Annotated in this window: 14 protein-coding genes; 5 read left to right on the forward strand and 9 right to left on the reverse strand. The window is 60.7% G+C overall.

The window, feature by feature from the left end; all coding sequences use genetic code 11:
• Positions 1 to 46: 46 nt before the first annotated feature.
• Together DKY63_RS11890 and DKY63_RS11895 are read right to left on the reverse strand one after the other, a co-directional pair.
• Positions 47 to 1,198 carry a TDT family transporter gene (locus DKY63_RS11890; RefSeq protein WP_110964269.1) on the reverse strand — a complete coding sequence of 384 codons (1,152 nt, stop codon included), beginning with the start codon at positions 1,196 to 1,198 and terminating at the stop codon, positions 47 to 49.
• Between the two features lie 121 nt (positions 1,199 to 1,319).
• Positions 1,320 to 2,510, reverse strand: a complete 1,191-nt coding sequence (locus DKY63_RS11895; RefSeq protein ID WP_110964270.1) for an MFS transporter — start codon at positions 2,508 to 2,510, stop codon at positions 1,320 to 1,322.
• Between the two features lie 142 nt (positions 2,511 to 2,652).
• Between DKY63_RS11895 and DKY63_RS11900 the strand changes: the two genes are divergently transcribed.
• Positions 2,653 to 3,189 carry a TetR/AcrR family transcriptional regulator gene (locus DKY63_RS11900; RefSeq protein ID WP_110964271.1) on the forward strand — a complete coding sequence of 179 codons (537 nt, stop codon included), beginning with the start codon at positions 2,653 to 2,655 and terminating at the stop codon, positions 3,187 to 3,189.
• A 236-nt stretch (positions 3,190 to 3,425) separates the two neighbouring features.
• Positions 3,426 to 6,896: a hybrid sensor histidine kinase/response regulator gene (locus DKY63_RS11905; protein ID WP_110964272.1), complete on the forward strand. Its 3,471-nt coding sequence runs from the start codon at positions 3,426 to 3,428 to the stop codon at positions 6,894 to 6,896.
• Between the two features lie 108 nt (positions 6,897 to 7,004).
• On the opposite strand, the gene rmuC is transcribed toward DKY63_RS11905, so the two are convergent.
• Both rmuC and DKY63_RS11915 read right to left on the reverse strand, forming a co-directional pair.
• Entirely contained in the window at positions 7,005 to 8,369 is a 1,365-nt protein-coding gene (gene rmuC, locus DKY63_RS11910; RefSeq protein WP_162634959.1) for a DNA recombination protein RmuC, read from the reverse strand.
• Between the two features lie 175 nt (positions 8,370 to 8,544).
• Positions 8,545 to 8,883: a sel1 repeat family protein gene (locus tag DKY63_RS11915; protein WP_110964274.1), complete on the reverse strand. Its 339-nt coding sequence runs from the start codon at positions 8,881 to 8,883 to the stop codon at positions 8,545 to 8,547.
• A gap of 997 nt (positions 8,884 to 9,880) precedes the next feature.
• On the opposite strand from DKY63_RS11915, the gene DKY63_RS11925 reads away from it, so the two are divergent.
• The 3 genes from DKY63_RS11925 (at position 9,881) to DKY63_RS11935 (ending at position 12,283) form a co-directional block, all read left to right on the forward strand.
• A complete protein-coding gene (locus DKY63_RS11925; protein WP_003204606.1) occupies positions 9,881 to 10,105 on the forward strand; it encodes a hypothetical protein in 225 nt (74 codons plus the stop codon).
• A 276-nt stretch (positions 10,106 to 10,381) separates the two neighbouring features.
• Positions 10,382 to 10,864 carry a hypothetical protein gene (locus tag DKY63_RS11930; protein ID WP_110964275.1) on the forward strand — a complete coding sequence of 161 codons (483 nt, stop codon included), beginning with the start codon at positions 10,382 to 10,384 and terminating at the stop codon, positions 10,862 to 10,864.
• A 147-nt stretch (positions 10,865 to 11,011) separates the two neighbouring features.
• A complete protein-coding gene (locus DKY63_RS11935) occupies positions 11,012 to 12,283 on the forward strand; it encodes an OmpP1/FadL family transporter (protein ID WP_110964276.1) in 1,272 nt (423 codons plus the stop codon).
• Positions 12,284 to 12,476: 193 nt separating this feature from the next.
• On the opposite strand, the gene DKY63_RS11940 is transcribed toward DKY63_RS11935, so the two are convergent.
• The 5 genes from DKY63_RS11940 to DKY63_RS11955 all read right to left on the reverse strand — a co-directional run bounded on the left by DKY63_RS11940 (position 12,477) and on the right by DKY63_RS11955 (position 15,790).
• On the reverse strand, positions 12,477 to 13,028 hold the full coding sequence (locus DKY63_RS11940) for a glutathione peroxidase (protein ID WP_110964277.1): 552 nt from the start codon (positions 13,026 to 13,028) through the stop codon (positions 12,477 to 12,479).
• Between the two features lie 82 nt (positions 13,029 to 13,110).
• Complete coding sequence (locus DKY63_RS32890; RefSeq protein WP_275428115.1) at positions 13,111 to 13,236, reverse strand: hypothetical protein; 126 nt, start codon at positions 13,234 to 13,236, stop codon at positions 13,111 to 13,113.
• Positions 13,233 to 14,441, reverse strand: a complete 1,209-nt coding sequence (locus DKY63_RS11945) for an MFS transporter (protein WP_110964278.1) — start codon at positions 14,439 to 14,441, stop codon at positions 13,233 to 13,235. Before DKY63_RS11945 ends, DKY63_RS32890 begins: the two co-directional genes overlap by 4 nt.
• Before the next feature lie 52 nt (positions 14,442 to 14,493).
• Entirely contained in the window at positions 14,494 to 14,898 is a 405-nt protein-coding gene (locus tag DKY63_RS11950) for a MarR family winged helix-turn-helix transcriptional regulator (RefSeq protein ID WP_110964279.1), read from the reverse strand.
• A 157-nt stretch (positions 14,899 to 15,055) separates the two neighbouring features.
• Entirely contained in the window at positions 15,056 to 15,790 is a 735-nt protein-coding gene (locus DKY63_RS11955; protein WP_110964280.1) for an adenosylcobinamide-GDP ribazoletransferase, read from the reverse strand.
• Positions 15,791 to 15,792 lie beyond the last annotated feature (2 nt).

The raw sequence follows: 15,792 nt of genomic DNA on the forward strand, positions 1-15,792 counted from the left end.
AACGCTCCACGCCGATCCAGGCCACACATTACCTAAACCAGGACGGTTATTTCTTCAATCCCGCAATGCACGGCGAGACAAACAGCTCGCCGCGCCACGCGCCCTGCAGCGTACGCTTGCCGACGATCAGCCACATCACCGCCAGCAGGCTCACCAGCACACAACCGAAGACACTGAAAAACGTCAGGTGCAAGGTACTGGCCAGTTTCAGCGTCGCCAGAGAATAGACGCCCAACGGGAACGTGAAACCCCACCAACCGAGATTGAACGGAATGCCGGCGCGCAGATAGCGCAGCGTGATCAACACCGCCATCAGCATCCACCACAGACCGAACCCCCACAAAGTGATGCCGGCGACAAGGCCCACGCCAGCAGCGATCTCACCCATGCCCGGTAAACCATTGGCGGCGAAGATGGCCGGAGCGTCGGCCCCCAACAGCAACATGCCCAGTGCCCCGGTGCCAATCGGACCGAGCGCCAGCCAGCTCGAAGCAGCCATGTTTTCGTGGGGCAGTTTATGCAAAGCCATGCGCAACAAAAGAATCGTCAGAATGCTGAACGCCACCGGCAGCGAAAAGGCCCAGAGCACGTAGCTGGTCACGAGAACCACCAGTTGCGAATGGGTGTCAGCCAAGTGCGGCGCCAGCAGGCCACCGCTGGCAGCCGCTACTTCCGCCGCCACTACGGGCAACAACCACACGGCGGTCATCTGGTCGATGCTGTGCTCCTGACGGGTGAACATCATGTAGGGAATCAGCACGCCACAGGCCAGGGACAGCACCACATCCAGCCACCACAAGGCTTCGGCCAGGGCAATCACACCCTCGCCCCAACGTGGCAGGCCGAACACCAGAAAGCCGTTGATGATGGTCGCCAGCCCCATGGGAATGGTGCCGAAGAACATCGAGACCGTGGAGTGGCCGAAAATCCGCCGCGCCTCATCGAAAAACAGCACCCAGCGCGCTGCATACAGCGCCGTGAACAACAGGAACAGCAGGATATTGAACTGCCAGAGGGCTTCGGCCACGGCACGTAAAACCGGATTGGCGACCGGCAATTGCGCCAGCGCCAGGGCCAGCACCCCGGTGCCCATGGTGGCGGCGAACCAGTTGGGGGTGAACTGGCGAATCACTTCGCGCGGGTGTTGCAGATGAGTGAAAGGCTTGATGCCAGGTTTGGCGGTGTTGGGGCAAGTCATGGTGGGCTCCTGTCCTCTGGTGAGGTGGAGCCCATCATAGATCCGAATCGAATATCGATATAACGGGTAATATCTCTATAAGTTATCGGTTTTACAGATGATATTTATCTCGCTTTCCATTTCAACCCGCCGCATTGCAAACATTGGCAGTGCGCTGTCGCATCATCGCCAGCAACGCCCCCAGGGACAGAATGATCAGCACTGCGGCATAACCATCAGTGGTCGTGACCAGGCCGAACGTGTGGGAGAGATTGCCCGCCAGCAAGGACGGCAGGCAGAACGCCAGGTAACTGAGCACGTAGTACGCCGACATCAAACCCGCCCGCTCATGGGGTAGTGCAAGCGGAACCAGAGTACGGACCGTACCGAGGAAACCGGCACCGAAGCCGCAACCGGCGATGAATGTGCCCATGAAAAACAACCCAAGACTGGCGCTGTGCACGCCCATCAGAATCAGGCTGACACCCACCGGCAGCGAGCTGGCACCGATCCGAAGTCCCAGGGAGGCCGGCCGATTGCGCAAGGTGAAAATCATCAGGGCGCCGGTCATGGTCAACGCCGCCACGGTCGATCCGCCGATCAGGTTCGAGGTCGAGCCTGTCGCCGCACGCACTAGCGAGGGTGCCAGGGAGGCGAAGAAACCGCCCAGCGCCCAGGTCGCCGTATTGAGCGCCAGCAAACGCCACAGGGTAGGCCGCGCCTGCACCGGTACATGCAGGGTCGGGCGCAATGACGACCATGCACCGGGCTGTGGCGAGACGCTTTCCGGCAAGCGCCAGACGTACAGGGCTTGCATCACGAACAACGCCAGCAGCAGCCAGTAGGTCAGGTGCAATGGTGCCGGCGCGAACTCGGCCAACAAACCGCAACCCAGTCCACCCAGTGCCATGCCCATCAAGGGTGCCACGCTGTTGATCAAAGGCCCCTGCTGGCGGTCGGTATCCAGCAACGTTGCGCTCAACACCGCGGTCGCCATGCCGGTGGCAAAACCTTGCAGCACCCGAGCACTGATCAACCAGGCAACATTGTCGGCATAGATGAACAGCAGCATCGCCACACCGTTGAGCAGCACCGCCGTGAAGATCACCGGTTTGCGTCCCAGATGATCTGACAGCGAGCCAACCGTCAGCAGCGCGACCAGCAGGCTGAGGGCATACACGCCGAAGATCAGGGTCAGCACCGCCGCCGAGAAATGCAGTTGCTCCTGGTACAGGTGATACAACGGCGTCGGCGCGGTGGAAGCCGCGAGAAAACTGAGTAAGGTGATGGCCAGAAACCACAGGCTGGCACGGTTTGAACGGGTACTGGACATGGGCACGCTCCGCAAAAGCTAATTTTTTGCTTTTGCAGAGTGTGCTACTGGTTTGCGCTTAAAGCAAATTCTTTGTGTTAAGGTCCCGTGCAATGGCTTTTCAAGACAAGACCGCAGTCGCGCACGAAACAGGAAACACGTGATGACCGCTCCTACGTTACGACCCGGAGGCCGCAGCGCCCGGGTACAAGAATCGATTCATACCGCCGTGCGCGAACTCCTCGAAGAGCAGGATCGCGCCTCGGTGACGGTGCCGCAGATTGCCGCGCGAGCGGGCGTCACGCCCTCGACCATTTATCGCCGCTGGGGGGATTTGTCGGCGCTTCTGGCGGACGTCGCCATGGCGCGCATGCAACCGGAAACCGAGTCGGCCAGCACCGGCACCCTGTCGGGCGATGTGCGGGCCTGGGCGGAGCAGTATCTGGACGAAATGAGCTCGGCGCCGGGGCGCAACATGCTGCGTGACATTCAGGCCAGCCTGAAACCGAGTTATTGCGCGACGATCATTGGCGGGCAATTGCAGGTCATTCTGGATCGCCACCCGGATGAGCCCAAACCCGATGTCGATCGACTGATCAACATGATTGCCGCTCCCATCGTGTTTCGCATCCTGTTTTCCGAGGCGCCGCTGGAGGTTGAGGAGTTGCATCGGTTGATCGGGATTGCGTTGAATCAGTGAGGGCCCCATCGCGAGCAAGCTCGCTCCCACAGGGAATTTGCTATTGCATCGGTCCATTGTGGGAGCGAGCTTGCTCGCGATAGCGACTGCACGAACACCAAGAATCTGACTGACACCCCACCTGCGACACCCCGCCACGCCACGACCTTGGTCGACACTGACTAACCTCTGCCATCGTGCGAGACTGTGTCTGTCCGGGCGGGAGGCCCGGGAGCCTTTGGTTATCTGGAGTTCCCATGTCGCTGTCCAGCGGATTGATCGCCGCCGTCGCCGTGGCCTATATGGCCATCATGTTCGCCATCGCCTTTTACGGCGACCGTCGCAGCGCGCCCCTGCCGCCACGGATGCGTGCCTGGGTGTACAGCCTGTCGCTGGCCGTCTACTGCACCAGCTGGACATTCTTCGGCGCGGTGGGCCAGGCGGCCGAACAGCTGTGGTCCTTCCTGCCGATCTACCTCGGGCCGATTCTGCTGCTGATCGCCGCACCCTGGGTCCTGCAAAAAATGGTGATGATCAGCAAACAGGAGAACATCACCTCCATCGCCGACTTCATCGCCGCGCGCTATGGCAAATCCCAGTCGCTGGCGGTGGTGGTGGCGCTGATCTGCCTGGTCGGCGTGCTGCCTTACATCGCCCTGCAGCTCAAGGGCATCGTGCTGGGGGTCAACCTGTTGATTGGCGCAGGTGCCGATGCCATGGGCGTTCGCGCCCAGGACACCGCCCTGGTGGTGTCACTGGTGCTGGCGCTGTTCACCATCGTTTTCGGTACGCGCAACCTCGATGCCACCGAACACCACCGCGGCATGGTGCTGGCGATCGCTTTCGAATCCCTGGTGAAGCTGTTCGCATTTCTGGCCGTTGGCGCCTACGTGACCTACGGCCTGTACGACGGTTTCGATGACCTGTTCAACCAGGCCATGCTCGCCCCGCGACTGGAGCAGTACTGGAAGGAAACCGTCAACTGGCCGTCCATGGTGGTACAGACCGGGGTGGCAATGATGGCAATCATCTGCCTGCCGCGACAATTCCAGATGACCGTGGTGGAAAACATCGAACCCCAGGATTTGCGCCTGGCCAAGTGGGTGTTTCCCGCTTACCTCGCCCTGGCCGCCCTGTTCGTCGTGCCGATCGCCCTGGCCGGCCAGATGTTGCTGCCCAGCTCGGTACTGCCGGACTCCTTCGTGATCAGCCTGCCGCTGGCCCAGGCCCACCCTGCCCTGGCGCTGCTGGCGTTTATCGGCGGTGCGTCGGCGGCCACCGGCATGGTGATCGTGGAGTGTGTGGCACTGTCGACCATGGTCTCCAACGACATGCTGTTGCCCTGGCTGTTGCGCCGCAACAATGCCGAGCGCCCGTTCGAAGTGTTCCGCCAGTGGATGTTGTCGGTACGCCGCGTGACCATCGTGGTGATCCTGCTGCTGGCCTATGTCAGCTATCGCCTGCTGGGTTCGACCGCGAGCCTGGCGACCATTGGCCAGATCGCCTTCGCCGCCGTCACCCAGTTGGCACCGGCCATGCTCGGTGCGCTGTACTGGAAACAGGCCAACCGTCGCGGTGTATTCGCCGGCCTCGCCGCCGGGACGTTCCTCTGGTTCTACACCCTGATCCTGCCGATTGCCGCCCACAGCCTCGGCCTGCCCCTGAGCAGTTTCCCTGGCCTCGCGTGGCTGCACAGCAACCCGCTGAACCTGCCGATCACCCCGCTGACCCAAGGCGTGGTGCTGTCCCTGGCCGGCAACTTCACGCTGTTCGCCTGGGTCTCGGTGCTGTCGCGGACACGGGTGTCGGAACACTGGCAGGCCGGCCGTTTCATCGGCCAGGAAATCAGTGCCCGCCCCAGTGCCCGTTCGATGCTGGCGGTGCAGATCGACGATCTGCTGCAATTGGCCGCGCGCTTCGTCGGTGAGGAACGCGCGCGCCAGAGCTTCATTCGTTTTGCCTACCGCCAGGGCAAAGGCTTCAACCCGAACCAGAATGCCGACAGTGAATGGATCGCCCACACCGAGCGCTTGCTGGCCGGTGTATTGGGCGCCTCGTCGACCCGCGCGGTGGTAAAAGCCGCGATCGAAGGTCGGGAGATGCAACTGGAGGACGTCGTGCGCATCGCCGACGAAGCCTCGGAAGTCCTGCAATTCAACCGCGCGTTGCTGCAAGGGGCGATCGAGAACATCAGCCAGGGCATCAGCGTGGTCGACCAGTCGCTAAAGCTGGTGGCCTGGAACCGTCGTTACCTGGAGCTGTTCAACTATCCGGATGGCCTGATCAGCGTCGGCCGCCCGATTGCCGACATCATCCGCCATAACGCCGAGCGCGGCTTGTGCGGCCCCGGTGAGGCCGAAGTGCATGTCGCACGCCGCCTGCACTGGATGCGCCAGGGTCGCGCACACACCTCCGAACGCCTGTTCCCCAATGGTCGAGTGATCGAGCTGATTGGCAACCCGATGCCCGGCGGTGGTTTCGTCATGAGCTTCACCGACATCACCCCGTTCCGCGAAGCCGAGCAGGCACTGACGGAAGCCAACGAAAGCCTCGAACAGCGAGTGGCCGAACGCACCCGTGAACTGTCACAGCTCAACGTCGCCCTGACCGAAGCCAAGGGCACCGCCGAGGCGGCCAACCAATCGAAAACCCGCTTCCTGGCGGCGGTCAGCCATGACCTGATGCAACCCTTGAATGCTGCGCGATTGTTCTCCGCCGCACTGAATCACCAGGAAGATGGCTTGTCCGGCGAGGCGCAAAAACTGGTGCAGCACCTGGACAGTTCGCTGCGTTCAGCAGAGGACCTGATCAGCGACCTGTTGGATATTTCCCGACTGGAAAACGGCAAGATCAATCCCGACATCAAGCCGTTCGCCCTCAATGAACTGTTCGACACCCTCGGCGCCGAATTCAAGGCACTGGCACGGGACCAAGGCCTGGAGTTCCGCGTTCGGGGCAGCACCTTGCGCATCGACAGCGATATCAAGTTGTTGCGGCGGATCCTGCAAAACTTCCTGACCAATGCCTTCCGCTACGCCAAAGGCCCGGTGCTGCTGGGTGTGCGACGTCATCAGGGCGAGTTGTCCCTGGAGGTCTGGGACCGTGGGCCGGGCATTCCCGAAGACAAGCAGCAGGTCATTTTCGAAGAGTTCAAACGCCTCGACAGCCATCAGACCCGCGCCGAGAAAGGCCTCGGCCTGGGCCTGGCGATTGCCGACGGCTTGTGCCGCGTGTTGGGGCACACCCTGCGCGTACGCTCGTGGCCGGGGCGCGGCAGCGTGTTCAGCATTCGCGTGCCACTGGCCAAGGCGGCCACCGCATTGCCGACCAAGGCGGCCGAACTCAACGGCAAATTGCTCGGTGGCGCGCAGGTGCTGTGTATCGATAACGAGGACAGCATCCTGATCGGCATGAACAGCTTGCTGACGCGCTGGGGTTGCCAGGTCTGGACCGCGCGCAACCGTGAAGAGTGCGCCGCGTTACTCGGCGACGGGCTACGGCCACAATTGGCGCTGGTGGATTACCACCTGGACGATGGCGAAACGGGGACCGACCTGATGGCCTGGCTGCGCACCCGCTTGGGAGAGCCGGTACCGGGCGTGGTGATCAGCGCCGATGGGCGACCGGAAACCATGGCCCAGGTACATGCGGCGGGGCTGGATTACCTGGCCAAGCCGGTGCGGCCGGCGGCGTTGCGGGCGTTGTTGAGTCGGCATTTGCCGTTGTAATGGATTGAATCTCGCTGCGAATCGACTGCCGCTATCGCGAGCAAGCTTTGCTCCCACAGGATTGATGCAAACCTGTGGGAGCAAAGCTTGCTCGCGATGCGTTTCTGGTTACTCCGGCAACTCGACCAGGCCGTCTACATCGGTCATCGCCCGCTCCAGCAAATCCGCCGGCAAACTCTTGCTCGCCCGCGCGCCCAGCAACTTCAGCTGCTCACTGCGGCTGACCAGATTGCCGCGGCCTTCTGTCAGCTTGTTACGTGCGGCGCTGTAGGCTTTATCCAGTTGCTGCAGTCGATTGCCGACTTCATCCAGGTCCTGAATGAACAACACGAACTTGTCGTACAGCCAACCGGCCCGCTCGGCAATTTCCCGGGCGTTCTGGCTTTGCCGCTCCTGCTTCCACAGGCTGTCGATCACCCGCAGGGTTGCCAGCAAGGTGGTCGGGCTGACGATCACGATGTTGCGGTCGAACGCCTCCTGGAACAGGCTCGGCTCGGCTTGCAGGGCGGCGGAAAACGCGGCTTCGATCGGCACGAACAGCAGGACGAAATCCAGGCTGTGCAGACCGTCCAGGCGTTTGTAATCCTTGCCCGCCAGGCCTTTGACGTGACTGCGCAGGGACAGTACGTGCTGCTTGATGGCGATCTGGCGGATGCCTTCATCATCAGCCGCCACGTATTGCTGATAGGCCGTGAGACTGACCTTGGAGTCGACCACCACCTGCTTGTCGCCGGGCAGGTAGATGATCACGTCCGGCTGGAAGCGCTCGCCGTCCGGGCCTTTTAGATTGACCTGGGTCTGATACTCACGCCCCTTCTCCAGGCCGGCATGTTCGAGCACCCGCTCCAGGATCAGTTCGCCCCAGTTACCCTGGGTTTTCTGGCCCTTGAGGGCACGGGTCAGGTTGGTGGCTTCGTCGCTCAGGCGCAAATTGAGTTGCTGCAGGCGCTCCAGCTCCTTGGCCAGGGAAAAGCGTTCCCGGGCTTCGGCCTGATAACTTTCCTCGACGCGCTTTTCGAAAGACTGGATGCGTTCCTTCAACGGATCGAGCAACTGCCCCAGGCGCTGTTGGCTGGTTTCGGCAAAACGCTGCTCGCGTTCATCGAAGATTTTCCCCGCCAATTCGGCGAACTGCGCTCGCAGCTCGTCGCGAGAACCCTGCAGGTCATTGAGGCGTTGCTGATGGCTTTCCTGCTGCTCGCGCAATTCGGCCTGGAGTGAAGCGGCCTGGGCGTCCAGGCGCCGCAATTCGGCTTCTTTGCCCGAGCGCTCGATGTTCCAGGCATGGGCGGCGTCGCGGGCATCGTCCCGTTCGATTTGCAGCAGTTCGACTTCACGGCGCAGGGCGGCCAGATCAGCCTGCTTGGCAGCGTTGGCCTGGCCAAGATCGGCGATTTCATCGCGCCCGGCTTCCAGTTGTGCGTTCAAGCCATCCTGGGCCAGTTGCGCCATGGCCAGCCGTTCTTCCAGCAGGGCCACTTCTGCCTGCGTGGTACTGGTCTTGCGCTGAAGTTGCCAGGCCAATATCAGTAACGGCAGAGCAGCGCCCGCCAGACCGAGCAATGCGCTGGTCAAGTCCATAGCCATAGCCATTCCTGCGTTTGAAATAAAGCCTGAAGGTTAACCAAGGCGTAAGGTCTTGGACAGCTTAGTCTTGAGCTGTTCGATCTTCGATTCGGCCCAGTTCCCGTTGCGCACGCTGATCCCCCGCTCGCGCGGCCTGACGCAGCAGATCCTGGCCGATCCGCCGATCCCTGGCATTCCCGCATTCGCGGCACATCAGCTGACCAAGACGGCTTTGCGCAGCCACAACCCCTTCACGCGCCGGTTGCTTGAGCAATCGGCCGGCGATGTGTTTCACGCTGGTGTTTTCGCCCAGGCGCGGACTGTCCAACAGCCACTCGGCGACGCGCATCGAAAAGCGTTTTGTGGGGACGACAGCGGAACTTTTTGCGGGGGAAGAACTGGAAGATGTACGAAACTTCATAAAGCACTGTGGGCAGATCGCGGGGCGCGCCACTCTACTCTTTTTTTCTTACAGGTAAAGGTGAAAAAATCCCGGCACGCCCGTGCTAGAGCAAGCGCTCGGGACAATCCACAGAAGCTGTGGATAACTCAGTGGACAACCGACCCTCAAACCCCGCAAAGCCCTGTGGAACGGGGCCTGCGCTCAAACTGATGATTTTTTCACCAGCAAAAAAAAGCGATGTTTTTCATTGACTTAAATTTTGGTTACAGGCACCCACCGTGCTTGAAGGCTGGATGACAGCGGTGTGACAGACCGCGCAATTAATGTGCACAAGTACCTGCTTGACGGTTATATCGATGCACTTTTTCGACGCATTCTGTCTTCCAGCTTGGGGATAACCGAGAGCAAACCCGCGATCCAGGCCCCTCAAGAGGCTTGAATCAGCCATACCGCCGGTCGGATAGTGAGCCAATTCGGGGCGCCTCTGCTTTACGCATGGCGTTCGGTAATCGAGTTTTAGGGAGCTGAAATTCAAACCAGCGGTCAGCTTTTTGGCTAGCACACTTCCATTCCCCAATTCAATCCGCTAGTATCCGCGCCGTTAGTACCAAGCTGAAAATCAATTCCGGTCGAACAATCCCCCCCGGTAAGCCTTCCACAGGAAGCCTTGCACCGAACAAGCGGGATCGACCACCTCGATGGTTTCCAGGTAAACCCTGCGTCAGCACAGCCTTTGAATCGAATGCAAAGGGTGTTGCCAGGCTCACTTACTCTGACCGAACCAACCTGCAATTGATCAGGATCTTCACCCCGGGCACAGAACCTTTGCCCTCGATGTGTTGCCTGCCCTCCTAAGTACCTACCTGCCAGCCCAAGCGCGCCAATTTAATCAGCGCTTCAAACTGGCTGCTTTGTTCCAGTCGGGTTCTTCGTTCGACCAATGGTGGTCGACGTTACTGGAACGTTTTTATTTTGCACGGCTCTTATCCGTGTCGCTTGTAGGAACACCATGACTATGTCTACTCAAATCCATGCACAGGATGCCATCCGCACCCTAACCAACGCTTTTGCACCAATGAACTGCCTGATCATGGCCGCTCGCAAAGGCTGTTTCAGCTTTACCCTGGTCAACGAACACGGCATCGCCCGTCACAGCGAACGCCTGTACCCCGATCAATACTCCAGCGCCGAACCGCTGCAGGCCGTGATCGAGCGTACCCGCCAGGCCCTGGTTGCCTGACACGCTGGCAAGGCTGAAACAACAAGGCCCCGCTCAAAAAGCGGGGCTTTTTGTTATCTGGAATCTCCCATCGCAGCGTCGACGGGTAAGCACCAACCGATATAACGGTTATAACTGGAAGCCGGAAATATTTTAAAAACAGGCCTTTACGCGCCGAATATGACACTACACTTCAACTCAAGCGGCCTGAGCCGCTTCCGGCGAGCCTGAGTCGACCCACTGCTGCCAAGCTCCCTTGTTCAGGTCTCGCCGACCAATTCGAGTTTCGAGGGTTATATGGGTATCGCTGCCAGCGAACTGTGCCGCTATGTGATCCGTCCCACCTTGATCTACCTGGGACGCCATAGCGCGACTGCGGAAGCCCTTTTACTGGGGATCGCCGCCAGCCAGTCGGCCCTGGGTTCAGCGCTGCACGACCGCCGCGGACACGGCCTGTACCGCATCGCCGAACCTCGCCATCAAGCACTCTGGGATCACTACCTGGCACTCGATCCCGAACGCGCCAGCCTGGTTCGTGGCCTGGCCAGTCAACATGCCTTTCTCAGTGGTCCTCATCTGGAACTGACCGTAAACCTGCGTTATGCCACTGCCATCGCCTGGCTGCTGGTCGAAGAACAGAACACTCCCCTCCCCGAAGCCGATGATCTGTTGGGAATGGCTCGCATCTGGCGCCAGACCTTCCAGCCTCAAGGACGCCTCAGAGACTTCACCTGCGCCTGGCAGACCTGTGTTTCACCGCTGAATCAGGTAGCCTGCTGACCTCATCTGGATCCAAAGTTCGCTCATTGGGGGGCGAATCTGGTCGGATTGTCCTACAAAACCGCTCTAAATCAAGTGATTCGGCCTATAGCGCCGGGACGAAAATGTTGGTAATTTTCGCCCCGGTGATCACCAGGAGTTCTAATAATGAAAAAAGTAATGCTCAAAACCACCATTAGCCTGGCCGTTGCCATGGCCTCCTCCCAGATTTTCGCAAGTGGCTTCGCCCTCAACGAACAAAGCATCAGCGGTATGGGGACAGGTTTTGCCGGGCGATCTTCTTCTGCCGACGACGCATCCACCGTGTTTGGCAACCCTGCCGGCATGTCTCGCCTCAAGCGCGAACAAGTGACCGGCGGTGTTGCATTCATCGACGCCCACACCGACATCAGCGATGCCAGCTCCCGTCCGAACGGCGGCACCAACAAAGGTGACATGGTTCCGTTCATGGGCGTTCCGATGGGCTACTACGTCAAGCCGATCGATGACCAATGGGCATTCGGTTTCGGCGTCTACGCGCCATTCGGCCTGGTGACCGATTACGAGAACGGTTTTGCCGGCCGTTACTTCGGCAGCAAGAGCGAAGTGCAAGTCATCACCCTGCAGCCAACCGTCAGCTACGCCTTCAACGACAAGGTGTCGATCGGTTTCGGTCCGACCATCAACCGCATCGACGGTACCCTGGAGTCGAAACTGTCGCTGAACCCGCTGGCGCCGGACGGCAACGTCAAGATCAAGGGTGACGACACTGCTGTCGGTTACAACATCGGCATCATGATCCAGGCCCTGGACAGCACTCGCGTCGGCCTGACCTACCACTCGAAAGTGAAGTACAAGCTCGACGGCGACACCAAGGTCAACTACGGCCTGCTCGCCGCGCTGGGTCAGAACCCGAACCAGAAGTTCGATGCCTCGCTCGACATCACCACGCCTGAGTCGGTCGACTTCTCCGTGACTCATCAGCTGAACGACCAGTGGACCCTGTACGCAGGCAGCACCTGGACTCGCTGGAGCCGCCTGAAAGAAATCTCCGTCGAGAACGAAGGCGTACCGGCAGCACTGGCCGCACGCGGCTTCGGCACCATCACCGAAGAGCAGGACTGGCACGACACCTGGGCGCACGCCATCGGTGCTTCCTACCAGCTGAACAAGCAGTGGGTACTGCGTACCGGTCTGTCCGTCGACCAGGCGCCGACCAACAACACAAACCGCTCCCCACGCATCCCGACTGGCGACCGCACCGTCTTCAGCCTGGGCGCCGGCTGGAGCCCGACCGACGACCTGACCATTGACGTGGCGTACTCCTACCTGAAGGAAGAGGACGTCAAGGTCAATAACAACAACGGTCGTCAGGCCTACAGCGCCAAGTATGAAAACTGGGCGAACGGTTTCGGTATCGGTGCGACCTACCGCTTCTGATGAAACCCGGCGAGCCTGAGTGGCTCGCCACCCGAATCAAAAAAGCCCCGGCTCTGTCATGGAACCGGGGCTTTTTTGTGGGAGCGAGCCTGCTCGCGATGGGCGCTAACGATGACGCGTTTGCACAGGATGCTTGCGGCGCCTTGACCTCCATCGCGAGCGGGCTCGCTCCTACAGTGAGTAGGTGTACACCTCAGGGTCTGGAAGCCAGCGCCTTCTCCACCGCCGCGATGAACTCGGGATCATCCGGCTTGGTCAGGCTGGAGAAGTTGGCGATGACCTTGCCTTGCCGGTCCACCACGTACTTGTAGAAATTCCACTTCGGCGCACTGCTCTGTTCGGCCAGTACCTTGAACAAATGCGTGGCGTCTGCACCACGGACTGCCTGCGGATCGGTCATGGTGAACGTGACGCCGTAGTTCACGTAGCAGACCTTGGCCGTCTCGGCACCGTCCTTGGACTCCTGCTTGAAGTCGTTGGACGGCACACCGATCACCTCCAGCCCTTGATCCTTGAAACGCTGATTCAACGCCTCAAGGCTTTTGAATTGAGGTGCGAAGCCACAGAAGCTGGCGGTATTGACCACCACCAGCGGTTTGCCGGCAAAGCGCTGGCACAGATCGATGGATTCATTGCTGCGCAACTTGGGCAATGAGCCTTGCAGCAACGCCGGACACTCTTCTGCCTGAGCCAACCCGGTAAAGGCTGCCAGTAACGCGGGAACTGCCAACCAGCGCATCAGCATATCGGTGCTTCCTTGTGAGCAATCGTCAGGCCGACGTTACTCGCCCTCCTGTTCCCCAGCAAGCAACCCGTGAACAAGCGGCCTACTGGCAAAGGCTCATGCCCAACTGCATCAACGCCAGCCCGCCCTGATGCCAGCCCCACCACGCCAAGGCCAGCAGCAAGGCACAGATCGCCAGCACGGTAATGCGTGGCCAGAGCCGGTTCATGTCGCGCTCATCTGCGATTGCAGGCGCGCCACCGGACGCTCGCGCACCGGCCAGTTCAGGGCAGCGGCCATCAGGCTCAAGAGAATCGCTACTTGCCAGATCAAGTCATAGTTCCCGGTCCGGTCATACACCACCCCACCCAACCAGCCGCCGAGGAACGAGCCGAGCTGGTGGAAGAGGAACACGATGCCACCGAGCATGGACAGGTTTCGGACACCGAATAAGGTCGCGACGGTGCCATTGGTCAGCGGCACCGTTGACAGCCACAGGAAGCCCATGGCCATGCCGAACAGATAGGCGCTGGTGGTGGTCACCGGTGCCCACAGGAACAAGGCAATCACCACCGCCCGAAGCAAATACAAGCCAGTGAGCAAACGCGGCTTGGACATGCGTCCACCGAGCCAGCCGGCCGTATAGGTGCCAAAGATGTTGAACAGTCCGATCAATGCCAACACCGTAGTGCCGACAGTCGCGGGCAGATGCTGATCCACCAGGTACGCCGGCAGATGCACGCCGATGAACACCACCTGGAAGCCACAGACAAAAAAGCCGAACGCCAGCAACCAGAACCCCGAATGCGAACAGGCCTCGCGCAGCGCTTCAGGCAGGGTTTGCTCATGGCCCTGCACCGGCAGGGGTTTGTCCTTGAGCATGCTCACCAGCGGCACGATCAGCGCCACCAGCAAGCCCAGCGCCAGCAAGGCCGCGGACCAGCCCAGCCAGCCGATCAAGCCCAGCGTGCCCGGCAACATGGCGAACTGACCGAAGGAACCGGCGGCACTGGCGATCCCCATGCCCATGCTGCGTTTTTCCGGCGGCACGGCGCGCCCGACCACGCCGAGGATCACCGAGAACGAGGTGCCCGACAGGCCGATGCCAATCAACAGGCCGGCACTCAGGGACAGGGTCACCGCCGAATCCGACATGCCCATGAAAATCAGGCCCAGGGCGTACAGCACGCCACCGATGAGCACCACTTTCGCGGCGCCAAAACGGTCGGCCAGCGCGCCGGTAAAGGGTTGCGCCAGGCCCCAGATCAGGTTCTGCAGGGCGATGGCAAAGGCGAAGACTTCACGCCCCCAGCCGAACTCGGCACTCATCGGTGCCAGGAACAGGCCGAAACCATGTCGAACCCCCAGGGACAACGCCAGGATCAGCGCACTCCCCAGCAGGACCCAACCGCATGTACGCCACATCGATGTCATTGTTGTTCTCCGATCGCGGGTATATACCCGCTTGAAATCAAACAAACCGGCCTCATGCCAGTTCGTCCAGCAGCTTGAGTAGCATTTCGCGCTTTTCCGCACCCAGGCGATCTACCAATCGCTGTTGTGCCGCTTCCCAGGCCGGCAACGCGGCCTTCAAGCGTTCGGCCCCGGCGTCGGTCAGCCGGACGATGCGATTGCGCATGTCTTCACCCTCAACCAGCGTGACCAGCCCCTCGCCCTCCAGCACCCGCAGGTTGCGCCCCAGGGTGCTGCGATCCAGGCCCATGGCTTCGGCCAGGGTGGAAATGCTCGGTTGATCCAGACGCTGCAGATTGCACAGCAAAGAATACTGCGCAACGTTGATCCCGAAGCCATCGAGAGCGCCGTCGTAGTGTCTGCTGACGCCACGGGCGGCGCGGCGCAGGTTGATGCATAAACATTGGGAGTCGAGCATGGTGCGTGTATATACCCGCGATTAAGGGAATGCAAATTTATGTTACACCGAACCCCTCCCCCTGTAGGAGCGAGCCTGCTCGCGATGGACGACAAAACACCGCGGGGTGTCAGGCAGACAACGTTATCGTTGACGACCATCGCGAGCAGGCTCGCTCCTACAGGGCCAGCGCCAGGCCTGTGAGCACCGTCATTTCCAGCAACTCCAGCAACGCCCCTGCCGTATCGCCGGTCGTCCCGCCCAACCGTCGCAGCATCACCTGCCGGAGCCAGACCAACACCAGGCTCGCCAGCACCACGGCAACAGCACCGCTGACACCCGCGATCAGCACACAGGCCAACGCACTGACCGCCAACACCTGCTTGCCCGCCGAACGCGGCAGATGATCGGCCAGCGCCTGCCCCAGACCACCGGCACGCACGTAGGGTGTACTCAGGAACAAACCCAGCAACGCGCTGCGACCGATCAGGGGAACGATGATCAGCGCCACCGCGTGCTGCTGCTCGATCAACGCCAGCAACGCACAGAACTTCAGCAACAACACCAGCACCAGCGTGACCACTGCGATAGGTCCGCTGCGCGGGTCTTTCATGATGGTCAGTGTGCGTTCGCGGTCGCCAAAACCGCCGAGCCAGGCATCGGCGCTGTCGGCCAGGCCATCCAGGTGCAGCGCACCACTGAGCAACACCCAGACCGTCAGCAACAGTGCGGCATGCAACAACAGCGGCGTTCCGAGCAACAGCCAGTTGAACGCCCATAGAATCACGCCGAACAACAGGCCCACCAGCGGATAAAACAGCAGCGAGCGCCCCAGTTCCTGCGACGCCGGCATGCCCCGCAGGCGAATGGGCAGGCTGCTGAGAAATTGCAGGGCGATCCAGAACGGCAACATGG

Source organism: Pseudomonas putida, from assembly GCF_003228315.1.
GTDB classification, from domain to species: domain Bacteria; phylum Pseudomonadota; class Gammaproteobacteria; order Pseudomonadales; family Pseudomonadaceae; genus Aquipseudomonas; species Aquipseudomonas putida_S.

Excerpts from the sequence above, each read along its gene's own strand:
- DKY63_RS11890 (WP_110964269.1), bottom strand. The coding sequence starts at position 1,198 with ATGACTTGCCCCAACACCGCCAAACCTGGCATCAAGCCTTTCACTCAT.
- DKY63_RS11895 (WP_110964270.1), bottom strand. The coding sequence starts at position 2,510 with ATGTCCAGTACCCGTTCAAACCGTGCCAGCCTGTGGTTTCTGGCCATC.
- DKY63_RS11900 (WP_110964271.1), top strand. The coding sequence starts at position 2,653 with ATGACCGCTCCTACGTTACGACCCGGAGGCCGCAGCGCCCGGGTACAA.
- DKY63_RS11905 (WP_110964272.1), top strand. The coding sequence starts at position 3,426 with ATGTCGCTGTCCAGCGGATTGATCGCCGCCGTCGCCGTGGCCTATATG.
- DKY63_RS11915 (WP_110964274.1), bottom strand. The coding sequence starts at position 8,883 with ATGAAGTTTCGTACATCTTCCAGTTCTTCCCCCGCAAAAAGTTCCGCT.
- DKY63_RS11925 (WP_003204606.1), top strand. The coding sequence starts at position 9,881 with ATGTCTACTCAAATCCATGCACAGGATGCCATCCGCACCCTAACCAAC.
- DKY63_RS11930 (WP_110964275.1), top strand. The coding sequence starts at position 10,382 with ATGGGTATCGCTGCCAGCGAACTGTGCCGCTATGTGATCCGTCCCACC.
- DKY63_RS11935 (WP_110964276.1), top strand. The coding sequence starts at position 11,012 with ATGAAAAAAGTAATGCTCAAAACCACCATTAGCCTGGCCGTTGCCATG.
- DKY63_RS11940 (WP_110964277.1), bottom strand. The coding sequence starts at position 13,028 with ATGCTGATGCGCTGGTTGGCAGTTCCCGCGTTACTGGCAGCCTTTACC.
- DKY63_RS32890 (WP_275428115.1), bottom strand. The coding sequence starts at position 13,236 with ATGAACCGGCTCTGGCCACGCATTACCGTGCTGGCGATCTGTGCCTTG.
- DKY63_RS11945 (WP_110964278.1), bottom strand. The coding sequence starts at position 14,441 with ATGACATCGATGTGGCGTACATGCGGTTGGGTCCTGCTGGGGAGTGCG.
- DKY63_RS11950 (WP_110964279.1), bottom strand. The coding sequence starts at position 14,898 with ATGCTCGACTCCCAATGTTTATGCATCAACCTGCGCCGCGCCGCCCGT.
- DKY63_RS11955 (WP_110964280.1), bottom strand. The coding sequence starts at position 15,790 with ATGTTGCCGTTCTGGATCGCCCTGCAATTTCTCAGCAGCCTGCCCATT.